General features: G+C 62.3%; 21 protein-coding genes. 7 read left to right on the forward strand and 14 right to left on the reverse strand.

Features of this window, described 5'->3' with window-relative positions:
* The first annotated feature begins 76 nt into the window (after window positions 1–76).
* Window positions 77–979: a universal stress protein gene (locus ACGYLY_RS06110; RefSeq protein WP_395282494.1), complete on the forward strand. Its 903-nt coding sequence runs from the start codon at window positions 77–79 to the stop codon at window positions 977–979.
* A 36-nt stretch (window positions 980–1,015) separates the two neighbouring features.
* Here ACGYLY_RS06110 and ACGYLY_RS06115 read toward each other — a convergent pair whose 3' ends face one another.
* Window positions 1,016–1,273: a thioredoxin family protein gene (locus tag ACGYLY_RS06115; RefSeq protein WP_395282493.1), complete on the reverse strand. Its 258-nt coding sequence runs from the start codon at window positions 1,271–1,273 to the stop codon at window positions 1,016–1,018.
* Between the two features lie 92 nt (window positions 1,274–1,365).
* A complete protein-coding gene (gene paaK, locus ACGYLY_RS06120; RefSeq protein WP_395282492.1) occupies window positions 1,366–2,652 on the reverse strand; it encodes a phenylacetate--CoA ligase PaaK in 1,287 nt (428 codons plus the stop codon).
* Between the two features lie 106 nt (window positions 2,653–2,758).
* Between paaK and ACGYLY_RS06125 the strand changes: the two genes are divergently transcribed.
* Window positions 2,759–3,175, forward strand: a complete 417-nt coding sequence (locus ACGYLY_RS06125; RefSeq protein WP_395282491.1) for a hypothetical protein — start codon at window positions 2,759–2,761, stop codon at window positions 3,173–3,175.
* Window positions 3,176–3,336: 161 nt separating this feature from the next.
* On the opposite strand, the gene ACGYLY_RS06130 is transcribed toward ACGYLY_RS06125, so the two are convergent.
* Entirely contained in the window at window positions 3,337–3,642 is a 306-nt protein-coding gene (locus ACGYLY_RS06130) for a translation initiation factor (RefSeq protein ID WP_395282490.1), read from the reverse strand.
* A 67-nt stretch (window positions 3,643–3,709) separates the two neighbouring features.
* Window positions 3,710–4,114, reverse strand: coding sequence for a hypothetical protein (locus ACGYLY_RS06135; protein ID WP_395282489.1), 405 nt, complete (start codon window positions 4,112–4,114; stop codon window positions 3,710–3,712).
* 83 nt (window positions 4,115–4,197) lie between these two features.
* Between ACGYLY_RS06135 and ACGYLY_RS06140 the strand changes: the two genes are divergently transcribed.
* Both ACGYLY_RS06140 and ACGYLY_RS06145 read left to right on the forward strand, forming a co-directional pair.
* A complete protein-coding gene (locus ACGYLY_RS06140) occupies window positions 4,198–5,349 on the forward strand; it encodes a thiolase C-terminal domain-containing protein (RefSeq protein WP_395282488.1) in 1,152 nt (383 codons plus the stop codon).
* A complete protein-coding gene (locus ACGYLY_RS06145; RefSeq protein WP_395282487.1) occupies window positions 5,346–5,723 on the forward strand; it encodes a Zn-ribbon domain-containing OB-fold protein in 378 nt (125 codons plus the stop codon). The genes ACGYLY_RS06140 and ACGYLY_RS06145 overlap by 4 nt, the downstream gene beginning before the upstream one ends.
* Window positions 5,724–5,787: 64 nt before the next feature.
* On the opposite strand, the gene ACGYLY_RS06150 is transcribed toward ACGYLY_RS06145, so the two are convergent.
* From ACGYLY_RS06150 to ACGYLY_RS06165, 4 genes are all read right to left on the reverse strand, one after another.
* On the reverse strand, window positions 5,788–6,480 hold the full coding sequence (locus tag ACGYLY_RS06150) for a hypothetical protein (RefSeq protein ID WP_395282486.1): 693 nt from the start codon (window positions 6,478–6,480) through the stop codon (window positions 5,788–5,790).
* A 66-nt stretch (window positions 6,481–6,546) separates the two neighbouring features.
* Complete coding sequence (eis, locus tag ACGYLY_RS06155) at window positions 6,547–7,722, reverse strand: enhanced intracellular survival protein Eis (RefSeq protein ID WP_395282485.1); 1,176 nt, start codon at window positions 7,720–7,722, stop codon at window positions 6,547–6,549.
* Window positions 7,723–7,855: 133 nt separating this feature from the next.
* Complete coding sequence (locus ACGYLY_RS06160; RefSeq protein WP_231183386.1) at window positions 7,856–8,638, reverse strand: SDR family oxidoreductase; 783 nt, start codon at window positions 8,636–8,638, stop codon at window positions 7,856–7,858.
* A 108-nt stretch (window positions 8,639–8,746) separates the two neighbouring features.
* Window positions 8,747–9,193: a universal stress protein gene (locus ACGYLY_RS06165; RefSeq protein ID WP_395282484.1), complete on the reverse strand. Its 447-nt coding sequence runs from the start codon at window positions 9,191–9,193 to the stop codon at window positions 8,747–8,749.
* Between the two features lie 168 nt (window positions 9,194–9,361).
* Between ACGYLY_RS06165 and ACGYLY_RS06170 the strand changes: the two genes are divergently transcribed.
* From ACGYLY_RS06170 to ACGYLY_RS06180, 3 genes are all read left to right on the forward strand, one after another.
* A complete protein-coding gene (locus ACGYLY_RS06170; RefSeq protein ID WP_395282483.1) occupies window positions 9,362–10,759 on the forward strand; it encodes a GntP family permease in 1,398 nt (465 codons plus the stop codon).
* Window positions 10,760–10,997: 238 nt separating this feature from the next.
* Entirely contained in the window at window positions 10,998–11,213 is a 216-nt protein-coding gene (locus tag ACGYLY_RS06175; RefSeq protein WP_395282482.1) for a hypothetical protein, read from the forward strand.
* A 156-nt stretch (window positions 11,214–11,369) separates the two neighbouring features.
* A complete protein-coding gene (locus ACGYLY_RS06180; RefSeq protein ID WP_395282481.1) occupies window positions 11,370–12,137 on the forward strand; it encodes an MOSC domain-containing protein in 768 nt (255 codons plus the stop codon).
* A 126-nt stretch (window positions 12,138–12,263) separates the two neighbouring features.
* Here the strand turns inward: ACGYLY_RS06180 and ACGYLY_RS06185 are convergent, their stop codons facing one another.
* The 6 genes from ACGYLY_RS06185 to ACGYLY_RS06210 form a co-directional block, all read right to left on the reverse strand.
* Window positions 12,264–14,903, reverse strand: a complete 2,640-nt coding sequence (locus tag ACGYLY_RS06185; protein ID WP_395282480.1) for an RND family transporter — start codon at window positions 14,901–14,903, stop codon at window positions 12,264–12,266.
* Window positions 14,904–15,088: 185 nt separating this feature from the next.
* Window positions 15,089–15,367 carry a hypothetical protein gene (locus ACGYLY_RS06190; RefSeq protein WP_069450431.1) on the reverse strand — a complete coding sequence of 93 codons (279 nt, stop codon included), beginning with the start codon at window positions 15,365–15,367 and terminating at the stop codon, window positions 15,089–15,091.
* Window positions 15,364–15,819, reverse strand: a complete 456-nt coding sequence (locus ACGYLY_RS06195; RefSeq protein WP_395282479.1) for a helix-turn-helix domain-containing protein — start codon at window positions 15,817–15,819, stop codon at window positions 15,364–15,366. The genes ACGYLY_RS06190 and ACGYLY_RS06195 overlap by 4 nt, the downstream gene beginning before the upstream one ends.
* 226 nt (window positions 15,820–16,045) lie before the next feature.
* A complete protein-coding gene (locus ACGYLY_RS06200; protein ID WP_395282478.1) occupies window positions 16,046–16,780 on the reverse strand; it encodes an amino acid ABC transporter ATP-binding protein in 735 nt (244 codons plus the stop codon).
* Window positions 16,777–17,595 carry an amino acid ABC transporter permease gene (locus ACGYLY_RS06205; RefSeq protein WP_395282477.1) on the reverse strand — a complete coding sequence of 273 codons (819 nt, stop codon included), beginning with the start codon at window positions 17,593–17,595 and terminating at the stop codon, window positions 16,777–16,779. Before ACGYLY_RS06205 ends, ACGYLY_RS06200 begins: the two co-directional genes overlap by 4 nt.
* 42 nt (window positions 17,596–17,637) lie before the next feature.
* A complete protein-coding gene (locus ACGYLY_RS06210) occupies window positions 17,638–18,519 on the reverse strand; it encodes a basic amino acid ABC transporter substrate-binding protein (protein ID WP_395282476.1) in 882 nt (293 codons plus the stop codon).
* Window positions 18,520–18,787 lie beyond the last annotated feature (268 nt).

Here is an 18,787-nt window from a genome sequence, read left to right on the forward strand (position 1 = left end):
CGTAAGTTTGGCCTTAAATTCTAAATTCGGTCGGATAATGGTGTGATTTATGCTGTTTGGGAAAATGGCATGATGTATGAACACGAGTCGCATGGCGTGGACTCCATCGCTGCTTTACGCACCGAGTGGAGTGCGGCCCCCTCGACGGAACGTCGTCGTTCTGTCGGACGGGACCGGTACCGAACGAACCGTTTCGTTCGCGGCGACGTTGGCCAACGCCCGGGGCGGCGAGTTGATACTCGTCAGTGCGGCCGTCAGGTCGTCCGGAACGCCGCTCTCGCTCGCCAACGGTATGTTGGACGAGCGCCGAGAGATGGCCCGTCGAAGCCTGACAACGGTAGATTCGTCGCTGGACCTGGAAACTCGTGCGGCGGCCCGCGTCGGCCGGAATTACTCGACCATCGCACGGGAGGCGAGCGAGGAGTTCTCCGCCGGCGTCGTCGTCGTCGACGAGTCGGAGTCGATGACGCCGACGGCGTTCGGTCGAAGCGTCGCGACGCGCGTCGGGGGCCGCGTCGATTGTGACGTTATCTCCGTCGGCGGGAACCACCTCTCACCCGACGTGTCCTCGATTCTCGTCCCCGTCGCCGGCGGGCCGCATTCGGGGTTGGCCGTGGACATGGCGAGATACATCGCCGAGAAATACGGTGCCTGGCTCGAACTCCTCCACGTCGTCCCCTGTTCCGAGGACGAACGCGCTCACGCCGACGCGAACCGATACATCGCCGCGGCGAGCGAGCGTCTGGGCGAGTTCTCCGCCGTGGATGAATGGATTCTCGAAGCCGACGACGCCACCGACGCTATCGTCGACCAATCGCAGTACTACGACGTTACCGTCCTCGGCGCACCGCAGAAAAACAGGCTTCGGGAGTTCGTCTTCGGTTCGACGACGGCAGACGTGCGGTCCTCGGCGTACAGCACCGTCGTCAGCGTCGAACGGACGGACCGACGCGACTCGCTGTTGGGGAACTGGCTCTGAACGAAGTCGAGGGCCGTCGATGACGGCGTCCGCGGATTACAGTTCCGCCTCGATTTTCTCGGCCGGCGTCAGGCCGGTGAACCGCTGCACGACGCTTCCCGCATCTTCGAGGAGAACCGTCGTCGGGAACGACCTGACCGCGTACCGGTTCGCTTCGTCCATGTTTTCCATCGCGTCGATGACGTTTTCCTCCGTGTCGAACTCGATGGCTCCTCTCGCGTCCAGTTCTTCGAGAATCGCTATCTGGTTCGGGCACCGCCCGCACGTGGGCGTCTTGAACATCTTGACCTGCATCGTCACGCCCCGTACCGAACGACGATACAAAAATTTGCCTCCTCCGCCCTCGACGCGGACCCATGGGGCGAACGGTTCGAGGAGCGGCGGCGTCAGCGGTGGTCGTAGACGCGCTTTACCTTCCCGACTTCGGTTCGTTCGATGGCGCCGGGTTCGACCACCTCGAGTTTGTCGGGTTTGACGTCCAGAATCTCCCGCAGTCGGGCGTGGATTCGCTCGCGGAGTTCAGCGGGCGAATCCTCGAAGCTCTCGTGGTACTCGACGGTTATCTCCATCTTGTCGAGTTGGCCGTCGCGCCGCAGGTCGATGCGGTAGTGGGGTGCGACGGCGTCCAAATCGACCATCACCTCCTCGATCTGGCTCGGGTACACGTTCACGCCGCGAACGATGAGCAGGTCGTCGGCGCGGCCGGTGACGTTACCCATCCGGACCATCGTGCGTCCGCAGTCACACCGCTCGTAGTTCAGCGTCGTCATGTCGCCGGTTCGGTAGCGAAGGACGGGCAGGGCTTCCTTCGTCAGACTCGTGATGACCAGTTCCCCCTCCTCGCCTTCGGGGAGCGGTTCGCCCGTGTTCGGGTCCACGACTTCGGGATAGAAGTGGTCCTCCCAGACGTGCTGGCCGTCCTGCGCCTCGGCGCACTCGATGGAGACGCCCGGCCCGATGATTTCGGACAGGCCGTACACGTCCACCGCGGTCACGCCGAGGGCGTCCTCTATCTCCTCGCGCATCGGGTCCGTGAACGGTTCCGCGCCGATGATGACGGTCGAAAGTGGGAGGTCGTGCGGGTCGATACCGCGCGCTTCCATCGCCTCCGCGATGTAGAGGCAGTAGGAGGGCGTACAGGAGAGGACGTCGCTTTCCAAATCCTGCAGCATGTCGATTTGCCGGGCGGTGTTGCCGCCGCCGACGGGGATGACGCAGGCACCGAGTTCCTCCACGCCGTCGTGGAATCCGAGACCACCCGTGAACAGCCCGTAGCCGTAGGCGTTCTGGACGACGTGTTCGGGTTCGACGCCCGCGGCGGCGAGCGAACGGGCCATCACCTCGCGCCAGACGCCGAGGTCCGATTCGGTGTAGCCGACGATTTTCGGCTTCCCCGTCGTTCCCGAGGAGGCGTGAATTCGCCGTAGTTCTCCGCGCGGAACCGCGAACATCCCGTCGGGGTAGTTGTCGCGGAAATCCTCTTTCGTCGTGAACGGCAGTTCCGACACGTCTTCGACGCTCTCGATGTCGTCCGGCGAGATACCCGCGTCGTCGAGAGCCTGCCGGTAGAACGGGACGTTTTCGTAGGCGTGAGCGACCGTTTCGGCGAGTCGCTCGTCCTGCAGCGCACGCAGCTCCTCCCGAGATGACGTCTCGGTGTCACTGTATGTCATGCTTATTCGTGATTCGAAGCGCCACGGGAAAACTGTTTCTCGATCCCGGTCGAAAGATGGCATATCGGATGAACGTTTATTTTCCTCGCCGTTGCACGCCGAGTGGATGACAACTGTCTCGGAACTCTGGGGGCGGTCGGGGGAGCGTACGCAACACTGGTGGGTTTTCGTCGGGGGGTACGCCCTCGTCGTCTTCGCCCTTCTCGTCGTCGCGGCGCTCGGCGAGGGATCGGGACCCATGGACGCGTTTCTGCTCCCCGCCGTGCTGTTTTACGCACCTCCCTTCATCTCCGCCGTGAGCGCGTTTCGCGGCGGCGGTTTCCCCGCCAGCCTCGCCGTCGGTCTCGCACCCGGCGTCCTGTTCGCCCTCGTCCTCGGCGGTCTCGACTTCATGGGTCACACCGCTCCGGGAGAGGCCCCGATTTGGGCGCTAGCCATCGGATTCGGCCTCCTCGGCGTCGGCGGCGCGTTGCTCGGATTCGGAGTCGGCAAAGGCGTGCTTCGGTTCGTGGAAACCCGATAGAAACGTCCGCGCCTGAAAATCGAGACTCCGCCGTACGCGTGACTACAACGGGTACGACAACGGATCGTTTCGCGGTGGGACGGTCGAAACTATCGGATCGGAAAATACGGTGTATCGAACACCGATACCTGACGGTGTGAAGTTCGTGACCGGTCGCTTCCTTACTCGACTGCGTATCCCTTGTCCTGTAGGACGTCCGTGACACGCTTACGGTGGTCGCCCTGTAGTTCTATCGCCCCCTCGTGTACCGTCCCCCCGGTGGCCATCTTCCGCTTGAGTTCGGAGGCGAGGTCCTTTACGTCCACCTCGCTCGGGTCGAACCCCTCGACGATGGTTACCGGCTTGTCGTAGCGTCGTTTCTCGGTCCGGATGACGAGGCGCTGTTCGGTTCGCCCCAAGTCTTCGTCGATGCCGAGTTCTTCCGGGAGTCCCGTTATGGAACTCAGATCGTCTTTGTCGTTTGCCACGGCACAGAAAAATAGGCGGCGAAGGACCTTGGTTCTGTCTCACGTCATCCGACGGACAGCAACGGCGTCAGCTGGAACATCCGTCGTCGTAGAGATCGGTGAAGAACCCGAGACGCCCCGACGAGTACGATATGACGATGTCGTTACAGTCGTCGTCATCCATCGCCACGTGACCGCGTGCGTCAGCAACTCGGACGGTGACGTCGTACCGTCCCGGTTTTCCCCAATCACCGGAGACGACGGCGTTTCCTTCGCGGTTCTCGTCATCCGCACCGTCGACCCGCTTCGAAAGGGTGGCGACGGTCGTTCCGTATCGCTCGATTTCGATGTGGAAGACGCGCGGGTCCGTATCTTCGTTGATGAGCGCGAGGTTGCCGATGCTCGCGGAAGGAGAGCCGAGGACGTGGAGGCATCCCGCGGTCGAACCCGCGGAGAGGCCGGTCAGACCGGCCAGAAGCGCCCGTCGTTTCATATCACCGAGCGAAGCAATCCACCAGCATAGGTTTTCTGCCGCGAAACTCAAGCTTCTAAACCCATCCCCTCGTTGTTGCGATTATGGAACGAGTCGCAATTATCGGCGCGTCGATGACCCAGTTCGGGCAGCGTGACGCGTGGATACGCGAACTGTTGGCGGAGGCGGGGTCGGCCTGCCTCGACGATGCGGACGTCTCGCCGTCGGACGTGGAACACCTCTACGTCTCGAACATGGCAAGCGGCGAGTTCGAGGGCCAGACCGGCGTGCCGAACGCGCTGGCACACGACCTCGGCGCGCTTCCGGCGTACACGCAACGAATCGACCAGACGAGTTCGAGCGGCGGGGCCGGAATCTACGCCGCGTGGCAGTCGGTCGCCTCGGGGGCGAGCGACCTGACCCTCCTCGTCGGCGGCGAGAAGATGACCCACAAATCGACCGCCGAGGCGACGGACGTCATCGCCTCGCTCACGCATCCCGTCGAGTACAAACACGGCCTCACGTTGCCGAGTTTCGCGGGGTTGACCGCCCGGCGCTACCTCCACGAGTACGACGCGCCGCGCGAGAGTTTGGCCAAGGTTGCCGTCAAGAACCACCGGAACGGCGTGGACAACCCACACGCGCAGTTCCGAAAGGAAGTCGATCTGGAGACGGTGATGGAGTCGCCGATCGTCGCCGACCCGCTCCGCCTCTACGACTTCTGTCCCATCACGGACGGGAGCGCGGCGTTGCTGTTCTGCCCCGAATCCGAGGCGAAGCAGTACACCGACGAGTACACCGTCGTTTCGGGCATCGGCGGCGCGACCGACACGCACGTCGTTCACGAACGCGACGACCCGACGGTGATGGGTGCGGCCGTCGAGAGCAGCGAACTCGCCTACGAGATGGCCGACCGAACGCCGGACGACATCGACGTGGCGGAACTCCACGACATGTTCACCATCCTCGAATTCCTGCAGAGCGAGGCCGTCGGCTTCTTCGAGCAGGGAGAGGGCTGGAAAGCCGTCGAAGAGGGAATCACCGACCGCGATGGCGACCTGCCGATCAACACCTCCGGCGGCTTGAAATCGAAGGGCCACCCGCTCGGCGCGAGCGGCGTCGCACAAGCGTACGAACTCCACCAGCAGTTACTCGGCGACGCCGGGGAACGGCAGGTCGATGCCGAAGTCGGCCTCGCGTGCAACGTCGGCGGATTCGGCAACTGCGTCATCACCACCATCATGGAGCAAGCATGAACGGAAACGAAACGTTCGACGCGCATCGCTGTCCGAACGGCCACCTCTCGTATCCGGGCCACCCGCGCTGCCCGACGTGTGCCGAGCCGCAGGACGAGACGGTAGACCTGAGCGACAGGACCGCCGAGGTCGTGACGTGGACGACCAGCACGGCCACGCCGTCCGGCGTCCGACAACCGAACCACATCGCCATCGTCGAGTTCGACGTGGACGGCGAGTCGGTGCGGGCCATCGGGCAACTGACGACCGACGGCGTGGAAATCGGCGACGAAGTGCGACCCGTCTACGCCGACGACCTCCGCGACCCCGACGCCGGGATCCGAGAGAAGGCGAGTCAAGAGTGGGACGGCTATCGGTTCGAACCGGCCGACTGAACGACGGCGGCCGTTTCTCTGACCGACGAGAACGAGCGAGAGAGTACGACCGGGAGAAGGAGATTTACACGTCGTTTTCGTCGTCCGAATCGTCCGTACTCCCCGAGGTCGGCCCATCGTCCGCCGAGTCGTCTTCTCCGTGTCCGTTGCCCCGAACGTCCAACTCGTCGCGAATGGAGCGCAGTTCGGCGTCCACGTCGACTTGCGGTTGTTCGTCCTCCTCTTCCTCCATCTCTTCGTCCGCCGCGTCCGCGAGTTCGCGTCCCTCGTCGGCCCGTTCGCTTCCGGCGGCGATTTCGTCACCGATGTCCTCGCTGAGGCGGCGGGCGTCTTCGAGGATGCGACGGGCGCGCGGTTCCTCGGGCAGGCCACCTTCGGTGAGGGCGCCTTCGACGTCGTTCAGCGTGTCCTGCAACCGATCGAGGGTGGCCCGACTCGCCCGTCCGGCGCGTGCGCTGAGGTCGGAGCGTGCCGTTTCGGTGGGGTCGTACTCGGGATCCACGAGGCGGATGATCTGCTGGAGGGCCTTGAGCGCGCGGACGTTCGCCTCCAGCATGGAGATGAGCGTCGGGATGGCGTACTCGCCGGTAAACGAGAGCACCTCGCGGGGCGTCGGCGGACGCGGTAGTCCCATCGGCCCGCGCGGCGGTCGGCCGAGTTCCGTTTGGAGGCCGCGCAGGGTGGTTTCCAACTCCTCGATTCGGTCTTCGAGGTCCGCTCGGTCGTCCCGGTCGGGGTCGTCCCGGTCGTTCGACATGGACGGACGTTCGCACCGCAGAACAAAAGTATTGGTCGGTCGGAACGTGTGGTTGAAGCGTGCGACTCAGAACCCTTCCGTGAGGAACACGTCCTCCTCGGGGAACAGGTCGGCGAGAAGCGCACGAGCGTCGTCGGTTTCGACGGTCAACTCCCCGAACCGCTCGGCATCCTCGACGGCGCAATATCCCACGACCAACTGCGAGAGCGTGTTCACGTCGGTCGCCACGTCCGGGTCGGCGTCGGTACGTCCGCAGCGGACGACGTCGCCCACGTCGAGTTCGAACGTCCCCTCGTTCCACTCGGCCAACGGGTCGGTGACGCGGAGGACGAGCGTTCCGTCCGCGTCGTAGGAGATGCTTTCGAGGGCACGCGGAACGTCCACGAGACGGAACATCGGCCCGCCTTCGATTTTGCAGTCCACGTCACGGGGGTTCGCGACGATGTCGAGGAGGTCCGCGTTCTGGGGGACGTAGGTGAACTCGACCGTCTCGACCTGCGAATCGTGGTACTGCACGAACCGAAGGAGGTGACGGTGTGCCTCGTCGTCCGCGGCCGTGAGTTCCCACACCTTGAGCCGTTTGCCGTCGTCTTCCTCTTGCATCGTGTAGACGACGTAGCCGCGCGCGTCGCCGTCCCGCATCCACGCGTACACGTAGGGGTCTTTCTTCCAGCCTTTAAAGACCCGCTCCCGCCACCAGTCCTCCGTTCGGTCGGTGCTGAGGGCGTATCCCTCGGTCATCGCGTCGTACGCGGGAACGAGGAGTTCCCAGTCGTCGGCGTCGAGTCGACGGAACTCGCCCGTCGGTTCGACCTCCAAATCGAGCGCGTCGGGGGTTGTCACGTACTCGGTGGACTTGTTCGCCATCGCCCACCCGTACTTGCGGTAGAACTCGTAGGAGAAGGGCCAAAGGGCCGAGAAGTACACTTCGTTCTCGCGGTACTCCGCGAGCGATTCGGCGAGCATGTCGCGGACCAGTCCGCGACGGCGACTCTCCGGCGGCGACGCGACGGCGGACAGGCCGGCCATCTCGTGCCACTCGCCGCGGATTCGCGCGGTGAACCAGTGGTGTTTGCACACGCAGAGCAAATCGTCGCCGTCGAAGAGTCCGCGGCGGTCCCCGAGTTCGGGGTCATCGTCGTCATCCTCGATGTCGGGACCGTCTTCGGGTCGGAACGCGTAGCGCAAGAATCGCCGATACTCGTCCTTGTATTTCGCGGGAATCGGCCGATAGTCGGGCATGATTGGGGATTGACTGGAAGCGAGAAATAGGTTCGTATCGGGCGGTTGAATCGTATCTCGCTATACGAAAGAAAGGATATCACGGAGATATATCAGATCGGTATAAAATGCAGAATGCAGGACAGAACGGTTCTTACGACTTGCTTCCCCAACCGAACGAGAGCCATCCACCGTCGGGGTGAAGGATTTCGCCGGTCATGAAGTGTTCACCTTCCGCGAGGAACGCGGCGCAGTTGGCGACTTCCTCGGGTGTACCGAATCGGCCGAGCGGCGTGCGGTCGATGACGTCCTGTTCGTCGAAACCGATCTGGTCCTGTGCGTCGTCCACCATCTCGGTTCGGATGTAGCCGGGAGAGATGGCGTTGACGTGGATGTCGTGTTCGGCCCACTCGACGGCTAGACAGCGGGTAAGGTTGTTGACGCCGCCCTTCGACGTGTTGTACGGCGTCCGGCCGGTCTGACCCTGTTCGCCCATCATGCTGGAAATGTTGATGATGCTTCCGCCGGTTCCCTGCTCTATCATCTGCCGTCCGGCGAGTTGCGCCCCGGAGAACGCGCCGGTCAGGTTCACGTCGATGACCTGCTGCCAGTCGGAGAGCGACATCTCCTCGGCCGGGCCGCGGATGTTGATGCCCGCGTTGTTCACCCAGACGTCGAGGGAGCCGAACCGCTCGACGACGTCCTCGACGAGCGATTCGAGCGAGTCGGCGTCCGTCACGTCGGCTTCGATGGGGACGACGGACTCGGAACCGGTTTCGTCCGCGATCTCCTCGGCGGCCTCGGCCGCTCGTTCCTGTGAGCGCGAGTTGACGACGACGTTCGCCCCCCGGGACGCGAACTCCTGTGCGATTGCGAACCCGATACCACTACTCGACCCCGTTACGACGGCGGTCTGGTCGTGCAATGTACTGGTCACAGTTGTGCGCTATCGCGCTGCCGTTTTATTATTCCGGTTGTTTCGTCGCTATTTGCAAACTAACTCGTGTGAAACCGGGCTATCGTTGGATAAATAGTGGAGAATCGGTTAGCCAGTTATGACAGTGACAGGTCCGTCGAAGTCGAGGATGACCTCCTGCGTCGCGTCGCCGAAGAGGGCCTTCCCCGTCGGCGAGCGTTGTCGCCCCGTGATGAACACGTGGTCGCAGTCGTACTCCTCGGCGGCGTCGAGGATTTTCTCCGACTTGTTCCCGAGATAGCCCGTCACGTCGTACTCCACGTCGAGTTCGGCGAGGACTTCGTCACCGACGTCGCGGGCGAACTGCGTCGCACCCTCCTCTGCCTCGCCGACGGTGTAACTCGCCGAACTGCTCATGAGCGATTCCATCGCGTCCCGCCGAGCGCCGTACTCCTGTTCGGTGGTGATATGCGTTAGAATCAAATCGGCGTCCAATCCCTCGGCGATGATACCTGCTTCGCGGACGAGTTCCTTGGCTGCCTCCGTGGGTTCGACGACGGCGAGTATACGATCCATAAATACCGCAAATAAACGAAAAATAATAAAACCAGCGTTCGTTTACATAGTGAAAAAATAGTACAATCTATTTCAAACATACTGTTTGTTTATTATTCATCTTTATTAAATTACCGCTATTAAAGGAAAATGTTTTCAATGAACATCAATGACATGGATGCGCAATCCATGGCAATCGAATTCGCACAGAGTCCGCTGTTGACGTTCGCAGCCGGGCTGATTTTAGTCATCCTCCTCCTCGTCGTCTGGGACCTCCCGGCGTTCGTCGGGCTAGCTATCTCCGCATTTGGTGTCGGACTACTCAACGCGGCGTTCGTCGCCGACTTCACCTTCGCTGATGCAGCGGCACGTACGGCGACGGAGTTCGGAAACGGGATGGCAGGTATCGGTATTCCAATTCTGATGGCATCGGTTATCGGAAAGTCGATGCTCGAGAGTGGTTCCGCCCAGCGTATCGTTCGGGCGTTCCAATCGGTCGTTGGGAAGGAAAATTCGGACATCGCGCTGTGGGGGAGCAGTACCGTCCTCGCGATTCCGGTGTTCTTCGACAGCGTGTTCTACCTCCTCGCGCCGCTCGCACGCTCGATGCGTGCACGCGTGGGAAAGAATTACGCGCTGTATCTGATAGCCGTCGGGGCGGGTGCCTCGGTGGCGCACGTGTTCATCCCGCCGACGCCGGGACCGCTGGCAGTCTCCGACCAACTCGGCATCGCCAACCTCGGACTGACCATTCTGGTCGGCATCGTCGTCGCCATTCCCTCGGCGATCATGGGCGGCCTCGTGTACGGCCGCTGGATAAACAAGCGGATGAACATCCCGCTCCGGGACGCGATGGGGACGACGACGGAAGAACTCGAAGAGCGTGCGAACCGGGACAACAAGAACCTCCCCGGCGTCCTCGAATCGGCCATCCCCATCATCCTCGCCATCGGATTGGTCGCCTCGTACACCATCGTCGATACGTTCAAAGACCCGTATCCGGTGCTCGGGAACCTGCAACCCGTGGTCGCGTTCATCGGGGACAAGAACGTCGCGCTGACGATCGCCGCCATCGCGGCGGCGTACACATACCTCCGGTGGTCCGACCTCTCACGATCGCTCTGGGAGGAGGAACTCACGGAGGCGCTGAAGAGCGGTGGGAACATCGCCGCCATCACCGCGATGGGTGGCGCGTTCGGCGCGCTCTTGGCCGCGTCCGGAATCGGGTCGTACATCGCAAGCCACCTCAAGGGCATCGGCATCGGCCTGCTCGTGACTGCGTGGCTCATCGCCGCCATCGTTCGCGTCGCGCAGGGGTCGGCGACGGCCGCCATGCTCACCGCCGCGGGAATCATGGCACCGCTGACCGCACAGCTATCGGTCAGCCCGGTGTACATGGTGATGGCCATCGGAGCGGGCGGCAACATCTGCTCGTGGTACAACGACTCCGGGTTCTGGCTCGTCAAGGAAATCGGCGGACTCACGCAGACGGAAACGCTGAAGACGTGGACCGTGTTGACGACGATCATCTCAATCACGGGCCTCGTGACGGTGCTCGTTATTTCGACGGTCTTCCCACTGGCGTAGTCCGAACCCACCGAAATTCCCCGCTTTTTCCGAAGCCGTCGCTCAGCAGTGGAAAAGCCACCTGACTCCCACGGAAACGGTGGGCAGTAAACATATCGTGTCGGATGGGGGAATGGAATCATAACTAAGCGACGAACGCGTGCCCTGTTCGAATTCGGTGTTGCCGCGATAACGTTGGTCGTCCAGATACGCCTTTGGCGGGCACTGCTGGACGACGACCGACCGTGACGTCGGCGGTGTGCGAACGAAACGCCGTCGCCGTCTGCTGTTCATCCTGTGCACGGGCGCTGCCCGACGACGATTCCTGCCACAAACGGGAGCGTTCAGGGACGACTTCGGCGTCGTCATCATCGCCGGCTTGGAGGCCGTTTTCCGGCTCGAACGCGTATCGCAAAAACCGCCGACACTCGTCCTCGTATGTGGCCGGTATCGGCCGATAGGCGGGTATGATTAGAGATTGACGAGAAGCAAGAAATATGTTCGCATCGGCCACATGTATCGTATAACGACATATGAAAATCGAGAGTGCGAGCGGGAGTATCGTTCGTCAGAAAATCGGCAAGCCGGCCCGAAAGTCAACTATATGGTCGTCGCGGAGCCATTGCCACCGATGAAACTCGGACGGATACGGGTGTATCCAATAAAAGGGCTCAACGGCATCGAAGTCGATTCGACCGACATCGTACCGGGAGGCACGGTGGCCTACGATAGGGAATTTGCGCTCTTCGACGCCGCGGGCAACGCCGTCAACGGGAAGCAAACGGATATGTTTCAACGGCTGTCGACGGATTTCGACCCCACTTCGGGTGAACTGACGATAGAAACGCCGGACGGAGGGACACGCCTCTTCGACCTTCCCGAGCAACGCGAACAGGCCGAACGGTGGTTCAGCGAACTCTTCGAGATGGACCTGACGCTACGTCGGGACACGGAGAACGGGTTCGTCGACCGGCGAGAGCGGGGGCCGTCGGCTATAAGCACGGCCTCGTTGCGTGCCATCGCGTCGTGGTTCGACGGGATGACGGTCGAAAGCGCGCGGAGACGACTCCGCGCCAACGTCGAAATCGAAGGCGTTCCCCCGTTTTGGGAGGACCGATTCATCGGTGACGGGTCTCCCGACTTCGAAGTTGGCGGTGTTCGATTCGAGGGCGTCGAGGCGTGCAATCGGTGCGTCATCCCACAGCGCGACCCGGACACGGGCGAATCCCTGCCCGAATTCCGCACGCGATTCATCCGAAAACGACGGGAAACGCTCCCGGAATGGGTTGACGAGAGCGCGCTCGACCACCACTACGCGACGATGCTCATCGCCCAGATACCCGAGTCGGACCGCAATCAAACGCTCCACGTCGGCGATACCGTCGAAGTAGTCGAATAGGCCCGGAAGGATTCGACAGCACGGCACGGGACTACCGATTTTCGAATCACGACGGCACGGGAAACGATGTATGGTTGGAGTAGAAGGGTTGTCCGACGTGGAGTACCGTGGAAGGGAGCGGCGTTTTCAGTTCGCCGCTTCCCCGGATTCGACGTTCGTCCGTCGTCCCAGAAGTCGCTCGCGGATTACGAGGAGGCACGGAAGCACCGTGACGCACGCGACGAGGGCGTAAACGATGCTCAATCCCGTCACCGTCCCGAACCGCCGGAGCGGAGGCGAGAGCGCCAACGCGAGCACGCCGAACCCGGCGGCCGTCGTCACCGCGCTTCCGAGGAGCGCGCCACCGGTCCCGACGACGGCGGCCGAGAGCGCCTCTCCGAGCGTGTCGTGGCGAGCGCGTTCGTCCACGACGCGTTCGCCGAGGTGGATGCTGTAGTCCACGCCGAGTCCGATAGCCAGACTGGTGATGATGACGGTTTCGCTGTTGAACGGAATGTCGAGCAACGCCATCGTCCCGAGCAGCCACGCGAGCGCGATGAGGACGGGAACGAGGAGCACCACGCCGAGTTCGGGTGCACGGTATCGCCACCAGTACAATCCGACGAGGAACACGAGGATGACGCCGAGCGTGATGGAGAACCCCTCGACGAGCGTCTCGAACAGCGCGCTCTGGACGACGGCGGTAACGACCGGCTGACCGGTCGCAATCGCCGTGACGGGGGCACCTCGTTCGACCGCGGTGGCGACGGCGCGGGCATCGCTCGCGCTCGACTGCGCCGAGGCGTCGCCCGCGATTCCGACGATAACACGTGCGGACGCGTACGACCCGTTCGCGTCCCGATAGAGGACCGTCGTTGCACGTTCGGGGGCCGCGTCGTACAACCGGTCGTAGACCGCCGCGACGTCTTCGTCCGGGAGTCCGTCGCCGTCACGGTCGCGGTCGTCGATTGCCGCGGCCACCGTCTCGTTCGTGGCGGCCACGTCGCGCAGGACCGACGCAGGGCTTTCGACGGCGGCCGACCCGTCCGGCCGCAAGACGACGGTGCCGTTCTGCCCGCCGCGTTCCGCCGCGGTCGTCGTCGCCGCATCGAGCGTCGCGAGTGATTTCGGGTCGGTGACGTTCCCATGGACGAGTATCTGCGCCTCCGACCCTTCACCGCGCTGCCGGAAGTTATCGCTCAGGTACGCGAGGTTCGCGCTGACATCGTACTGGTCGGGCGCGAACGGTTCGGGGAGCGAGTGCATCCACGCGGGGGCGTCCTGCGGGATGAAATCGGCCTGATTGAACTCCGTATCGATGCCCGTCGCGCCGTAGACGCCGGACGACGCGAGGAGGACGGCGACGACGAGGACGACGACGGGTGCTCGTCGGGCGAGATTCGCGGTACCCGAGAGCGCGCGCCGAACCGGCCCGTCACCGACGCCGAACGCCGAACGCAAGCGGGGACGACCGCGGCGGTCGAAAAAGCGTTCGACTTCGAGTTTGACCGCCGGGACGAGCGCGGCGAAAACGACCAGCATGGCGATGATGCCGGTGCCGCTCAGGAGCGCGAAGTCGCGGATGGACGCCAGCGGACTGACGTAGTTCGAGAAGAACCCGATGGCGGTCGTAAACGCCGCGATGGCCAGCGCGAGGATGACCCCGGAGAGTCCCGACCGCATCGCCATCGCTGGAGACCGCCGGTCGGTATCCGAATTGTCGGTATCGAGGGCACCGGTCCGCGCTTCGCGGTACCGCATGACGACGTGCAGCGAGTAGTCGAGACTCAACCCGATGAGGAGGAACGGAACCGCGATGAGGAGCGAACTCGACGGAATCCCGAGCCACGCCTGCGCGCCGCTGAGCCACACCATCACGATGCCGACGCCGAAGACGCTGATGAGCACGTCTACGAGGTCGCGGTAGGCGAGGGTGAGCGCGATGAGCAACAGGACGAGGGCGACCGGCGTGATGATGATGAAACTGTCGCCGATGGCCCGCGACGAGGCGTCATCGACGATTCCCTGCCCGAAGACGAACGCGTCGTCGAAGCGCGAATCGACCAGCGACTCGATGGCCACCTGCGCGTCGTACGCAGCTTGAGTCGCGGCTTCCGAGTCGTCCGTTCCTCGCTGGAAGACGAACGTAATCCGTGCGTCGGCGCTCGTCGTCCCCGGTTCGTAGTTCGAGGAAAGGAACTCCGTCGGGTCGGTTCCCGGAGCGGCCGCGTCGGAATCGAGCACCGTTCCGACGAGGGACCGGACGTCGGCCGGAGAGCGCGTTTCGAGCGCGCGTATCTGTTGGTCCAACGTCGGCGACGGTGGACGGGTCGCCGGAGCACCGGCGTTCGTCCCGGACCCGTTCTTCGACGAGTTGGCCCGTTTCCGTCGCACGTCCTCGGCGTACGCGGCGGTTGCGACGACGTTCTCGATGCCGACGAGTCCGCGGTCGGCGCGGAGCGTCCCGTTGATGGAGTCGTCGTTACGTACCTCGCGTTGGAGACGGAGACTTCGTATCAAGGACTCGCGGGAGAGGACGTTTCCGTCCTCGTTTCTCACGACGACTTGGCTTACTATCGCGTCGTTCGTCCCGTATGTCGCCCCGATTTCGTCGAGGGCTTTCTGTTCCTGCGACGTGGTTCCGGCTTGGCCGATGGGCGCGTCGCCCGTTTCGCCGATGACCGCGCCCGCACCCACGACCACCGAGACGAGAAGCAAGAGCGCGATGACGAGCCGACTCCGCTCGACGATGGTGTCCGCGAACCGTTCCGCTACCGTCCGCTTCATCGGTCACCACGCGGTCCCGAAACGGGTCGTCGGTGCGGCACGTCGAACGTGAGGGTTCCTTCAGTCGTGACTCTCATTACGATAGTCTCCACAGGCATCGAACAAGAACCGATGGTGGGGTCCCACAACGTGGGACAACCTCGAAACGAGGAGGGAAACCGGCGTGTGAACGGACGAAAACGCCGCTATTGTCCGTACAGTCCGACGACCATGACGCCGAATCCGACGCAGATGATGGAGCTTTCGAGGAGCATCCCCATCGTGAGTTGGACGTGGAGGAAGTGGTGGAAGACGCCGACCAGTACCGTCCCGACGGTGATGATGAACAACCCGATGGCGAAGTAGCGAAGCCCCGCGAACTGCGTGCGCTCGTAGGCGCGGTAGGCGAGTAGAGTGACGACCCCGCCGAGTCCGAGCGCGGCGAACTTCACGATGACGAGGAGCCACGTTATCGCGTCCATCATGATTCTTTTTTCATCTCCGTCCAGAAAGTCGCCATTCGGTCCGTGGCGTCACGGTCCGGCCGTTCGATTGAAACCGTAAACTCGTCGTTCTCGTCGATACCGATGGAGATATCCGTGAAATCGCGCTCGTAGAGGGTGGCGTTCGGTCCGTCGCGTCGAACCTCGGTGTACTCCCGCACGAGTCCGGCCTCGCCGAGTCGTTCGAGTTTCCGATACACGGTCGAGCGGGGCATGTCGCACTCGGTGCGGAGCGCGGTCGCGGACGTGGGTTCGTGCAACGCCGTGAGGAGCGTTCGACACTTGTCGTCTTCGAGCGAGCGCAGGACCACCGACGGCGGCGGGGACGTCCGGTCGTCCGACGATTCTCTGTTCATGTCTGTAGACGGCTCGGTCGTCTCCGTCTGCTCGGGAACCAGTAACAACCGGCTCAAGTCGACGTTGTGTTCGCTCATTCGGGTCGCCGGGACCGCTCGATGCGACGTTCGGAATCGGTCCCGTATCTACCCGTCATTTCCGGGCAGGTGTAAAAGAGACATCGACTCGTCCCAGAAGCTTGGAATTGGGTTCCGTGTCACGGAAACGAGGGGGAGTACAGGATAGTCGGGAGAAACGCAGGTCGGGCGAGAGGAATTCGACGGGACAGTCGAGACGGGCGTTACGGGAGCGTTGCCAAAACCGCTACAGCACCATCGAGAGGAACTGCTTCGCCCGGTCGGTGCTCGGGTTCTCGAAGAACTCCTCGGGCGGTGCGGTTTCGATGACGCGCCCGTCAGCCATGAGGACGATTCGGTCGCCGACTTCGCGGGCGAAGCCCATCTCGTGGGTGACGACCATCATCGTCATGCCGCCCTCCGCGAGTTCGCGCATGACGCCCAACACCTCGCCGACGAGTTCGGGGTCCAACGCGCTCGTCACCTCGTCGAACAGCATGACGTGCGGATCCATCGCCAACGCGCGGGCGATGGCGACGCGTTGTTGTTGCCCGCCCGAAAGCTGGTTCGGGTAGGAGTCGGCTTGGTCCGCGAGACCGACGTCGGCGAGGAGTTCCTGACTCCGTTCGTCGGCTTCCGCACGCGAGAATCCCTTCACGTCCATCGGCGCGAGCGCGACGTTTTCCAGTGCGGTCTTGTGCGGGAAGAGGTTGAAGCTCTGGAACACCATCCCGATGCGCTGGCGGAGGAAGTTGATGTCCACCGTCGGATTGGTGATGGACTGCCCCTCGATGCGGATGTCGCCGTCCTGAATCTCCTCCAAGCGGTTCGTGCAGCGCAACAGCGTCGATTTACCGCTCCCGCTCGGACCGATGACGACGACTACTTCGCCGTCCTCGATTTCGAGGTCGACGTCCTTCAGGACGTGTGCTTCGCCGAAGTACTTGTCAACGCCGTCGAACTCGATTTTCGGGGTCCTCATTGCTGTTCACCCCACGCGGCTCGGCTTTCGAGCGTGCGGACGAGTTTGCCCAACGGGAGCGTGATGGCGAGGTAAGCGATAGCCACGAGGACGATGGGCGTCCACGGGTCCAGTTGGTTGCTGTTGACGTTCCTGAACAGGCTGATGATCTCCGGGATGGCGATGACGGTCAGCAACGAGGTGTCCTTGACGAGGATAATCTGGTCGTTGCCCACCGCGGCGAGCGCGTTGCGGAACGCCTGTGGCAGGACGACTTTGCGCATCGCGCTGATGTACGACATGCCGAGCGACCGCGCGGCCTCCATCTGACCGTCCGGGATTGCGTTGATACCGCCCTTAATAGCCTCCCCGGAGTACGCCGCGTGGTTCAGCGTCAGTCCGATGACCGCGGCGTAGTACTTCCATTCGGAGAATTGACCGATTCCGAACGCCGGAAGTCCGACGTAGATGACGAGGAGCTGAAAGAGGAGCGGCGTTCCGCGGAAGAATTCGACGTACCCCGTTGCGATGGCGTGAGTGAACGACGTCTTCGACACGCGACCTAATCCGACGAACAGGCCACCGATGAGCGAGAGGACGCTCGAAACCACGACGATTTCGAGGACGAGGATGTACGCATCGACGAACCGCGGGAGAATGATGCGCATCAGCTCGTAATCGACGAATTCGGTCAGGATTCGGTAGAGCAGGTACACGACGGCGAGCGTGAACACGCCCGCGATGATGATGCCGAACCATTTGAGCCGCGTATCCGTCAAGAAACCGTCACCGGCACGGTGTTCGGCGGCCGTGTCTTCGTGGTATGTCTCTGCCATGGTGTATCAAATGATTTCTTTGTTCAGAAGCTATCGCCGGGGTCAGCCCTCGAAATATTCGCCGTATATTTCGTCGTAGGTGCCGTCGTCCTTGATCGTCTTGATGGCGTCGTTCACCTTCTTCCGGAGTTCATCGTCGTCCTTGCGGAACGCGATGCCGTACTCTTCGACGGTCAGAGTGAGGTACGACGGAGCCTTCTTACCCTGCTTTTCGGCTTCACCCTTGCCTTCGAGGAACACGATACCGTCCTTCTCGTTCACGAACTGCGCGTTGACGGTGTTGTCGTTGATGACCGCGACCGCCTGCTTGTTGCTCAAGGCATTGAACGCGCCCGTAATCTGGTCGTAGCTGTCGATGCTGAGACTGCCGCCAAATTCCTTTTTCAGGTCTTCCGCCGCGCTCTCACCCGTCGTCCCCTTCTGGACGGCGACAGTTTTGCCTTTCAGATCGTCGAGTTTCCCGATGTCGCCACCTTTGCGAATCGCTACGGTCTGGTACGCCGTGAAGTACGGGTCCGAGAAATCGACCTTCTCGGCGCGCTTGTCCGTGATGGTCATCGCGCTCATGATGACGCGGAAACTCTTGTTTTTCAGGCTCTGGATGATGGTGTCGAAGCTGGTCTTCTGGAACTCGTACTCCCGGCCGAGCTGTCCTTTGAAGACGGCTTCCGCGATAGCCGGGTCAAACCCTTCGAGCGACCCGTCCGCCTTCCGGTACTCGAACGGTTTGTACGGGATATCGGATCCGACGATTATCTTGCCGTTGTCGGAATCGTCCTTGCCTTCCGAACTGGTCTTCTCGCCGTCACCGCTTTCTGAAGTTTCGTCGTCGCTGCCACTGCCGCTAGAATCACCGAGACAACCTGCAAGCGCCAACGCAGCGAATGCGCCGGAACTCGCCTTGAGGTAGTTACGTCTATCCATGCTATGAAAGCATTTACCACAATTATATTAGCCTTCCGTCTCAGTTCCATGCGGGTTGAAACCCGGGCAAAGTAACGTCGTTTAACCGTGAACACTGTTCATCAACGCTCGCATTAGTACACTATTGCCCGCAAAGTATCCGAGATTCTAATTGATTTGTCATCAAAATGGTCAGGGAATAGAGGAGAGGCGGGGAGCGTTCCGACGACGCGGACCGAAGAGTAGATCGGCATGATGGACGTGTTCGCCAGCGTCTCGGTTTTACGTC

Source organism: Haladaptatus sp. CMAA 1909, from assembly GCF_043952005.1.
Lineage (GTDB): Archaea > Halobacteriota > Halobacteria > Halobacteriales > Haladaptataceae > Haladaptatus.

Bases quoted from the DNA above. Each gene is read 5' to 3' on its own strand.
- ACGYLY_RS06180 (WP_395282481.1), top strand. From the start codon at position 11,370: ATGAAACTCGGACGGATACGGGTGTATCCAATAAAAGGGCTCAACGGC.
- ACGYLY_RS06210 (WP_395282476.1), bottom strand. From the start codon at position 18,519: ATGGATAGACGTAACTACCTCAAGGCGAGTTCCGGCGCATTCGCTGCG.
- ACGYLY_RS06110 (WP_395282494.1), top strand. From the start codon at position 77: ATGAACACGAGTCGCATGGCGTGGACTCCATCGCTGCTTTACGCACCG.
- ACGYLY_RS06195 (WP_395282479.1), bottom strand. From the start codon at position 15,819: ATGAGCGAACACAACGTCGACTTGAGCCGGTTGTTACTGGTTCCCGAG.
- ACGYLY_RS06150 (WP_395282486.1), bottom strand. From the start codon at position 6,480: ATGTCGAACGACCGGGACGACCCCGACCGGGACGACCGAGCGGACCTC.
- ACGYLY_RS06190 (WP_069450431.1), bottom strand. From the start codon at position 15,367: ATGATGGACGCGATAACGTGGCTCCTCGTCATCGTGAAGTTCGCCGCG.
- ACGYLY_RS06185 (WP_395282480.1), bottom strand. From the start codon at position 14,903: ATGAAGCGGACGGTAGCGGAACGGTTCGCGGACACCATCGTCGAGCGG.
- paaK (WP_395282492.1), bottom strand. From the start codon at position 2,652: ATGACATACAGTGACACCGAGACGTCATCTCGGGAGGAGCTGCGTGCG.
- ACGYLY_RS06145 (WP_395282487.1), top strand. From the start codon at position 5,346: ATGAACGGAAACGAAACGTTCGACGCGCATCGCTGTCCGAACGGCCAC.
- ACGYLY_RS06115 (WP_395282493.1), bottom strand. From the start codon at position 1,273: ATGCAGGTCAAGATGTTCAAGACGCCCACGTGCGGGCGGTGCCCGAAC.
- eis (WP_395282485.1), bottom strand. From the start codon at position 7,722: ATGCCCGACTATCGGCCGATTCCCGCGAAATACAAGGACGAGTATCGG.
- ACGYLY_RS06125 (WP_395282491.1), top strand. From the start codon at position 2,759: ATGACAACTGTCTCGGAACTCTGGGGGCGGTCGGGGGAGCGTACGCAA.
- ACGYLY_RS06200 (WP_395282478.1), bottom strand. From the start codon at position 16,780: ATGAGGACCCCGAAAATCGAGTTCGACGGCGTTGACAAGTACTTCGGC.
- ACGYLY_RS06140 (WP_395282488.1), top strand. From the start codon at position 4,198: ATGGAACGAGTCGCAATTATCGGCGCGTCGATGACCCAGTTCGGGCAG.
- ACGYLY_RS06170 (WP_395282483.1), top strand. From the start codon at position 9,362: ATGGCAATCGAATTCGCACAGAGTCCGCTGTTGACGTTCGCAGCCGGG.
- ACGYLY_RS06135 (WP_395282489.1), bottom strand. From the start codon at position 4,114: ATGAAACGACGGGCGCTTCTGGCCGGTCTGACCGGCCTCTCCGCGGGT.
- ACGYLY_RS06165 (WP_395282484.1), bottom strand. From the start codon at position 9,193: ATGGATCGTATACTCGCCGTCGTCGAACCCACGGAGGCAGCCAAGGAA.
- ACGYLY_RS06205 (WP_395282477.1), bottom strand. From the start codon at position 17,595: ATGGCAGAGACATACCACGAAGACACGGCCGCCGAACACCGTGCCGGT.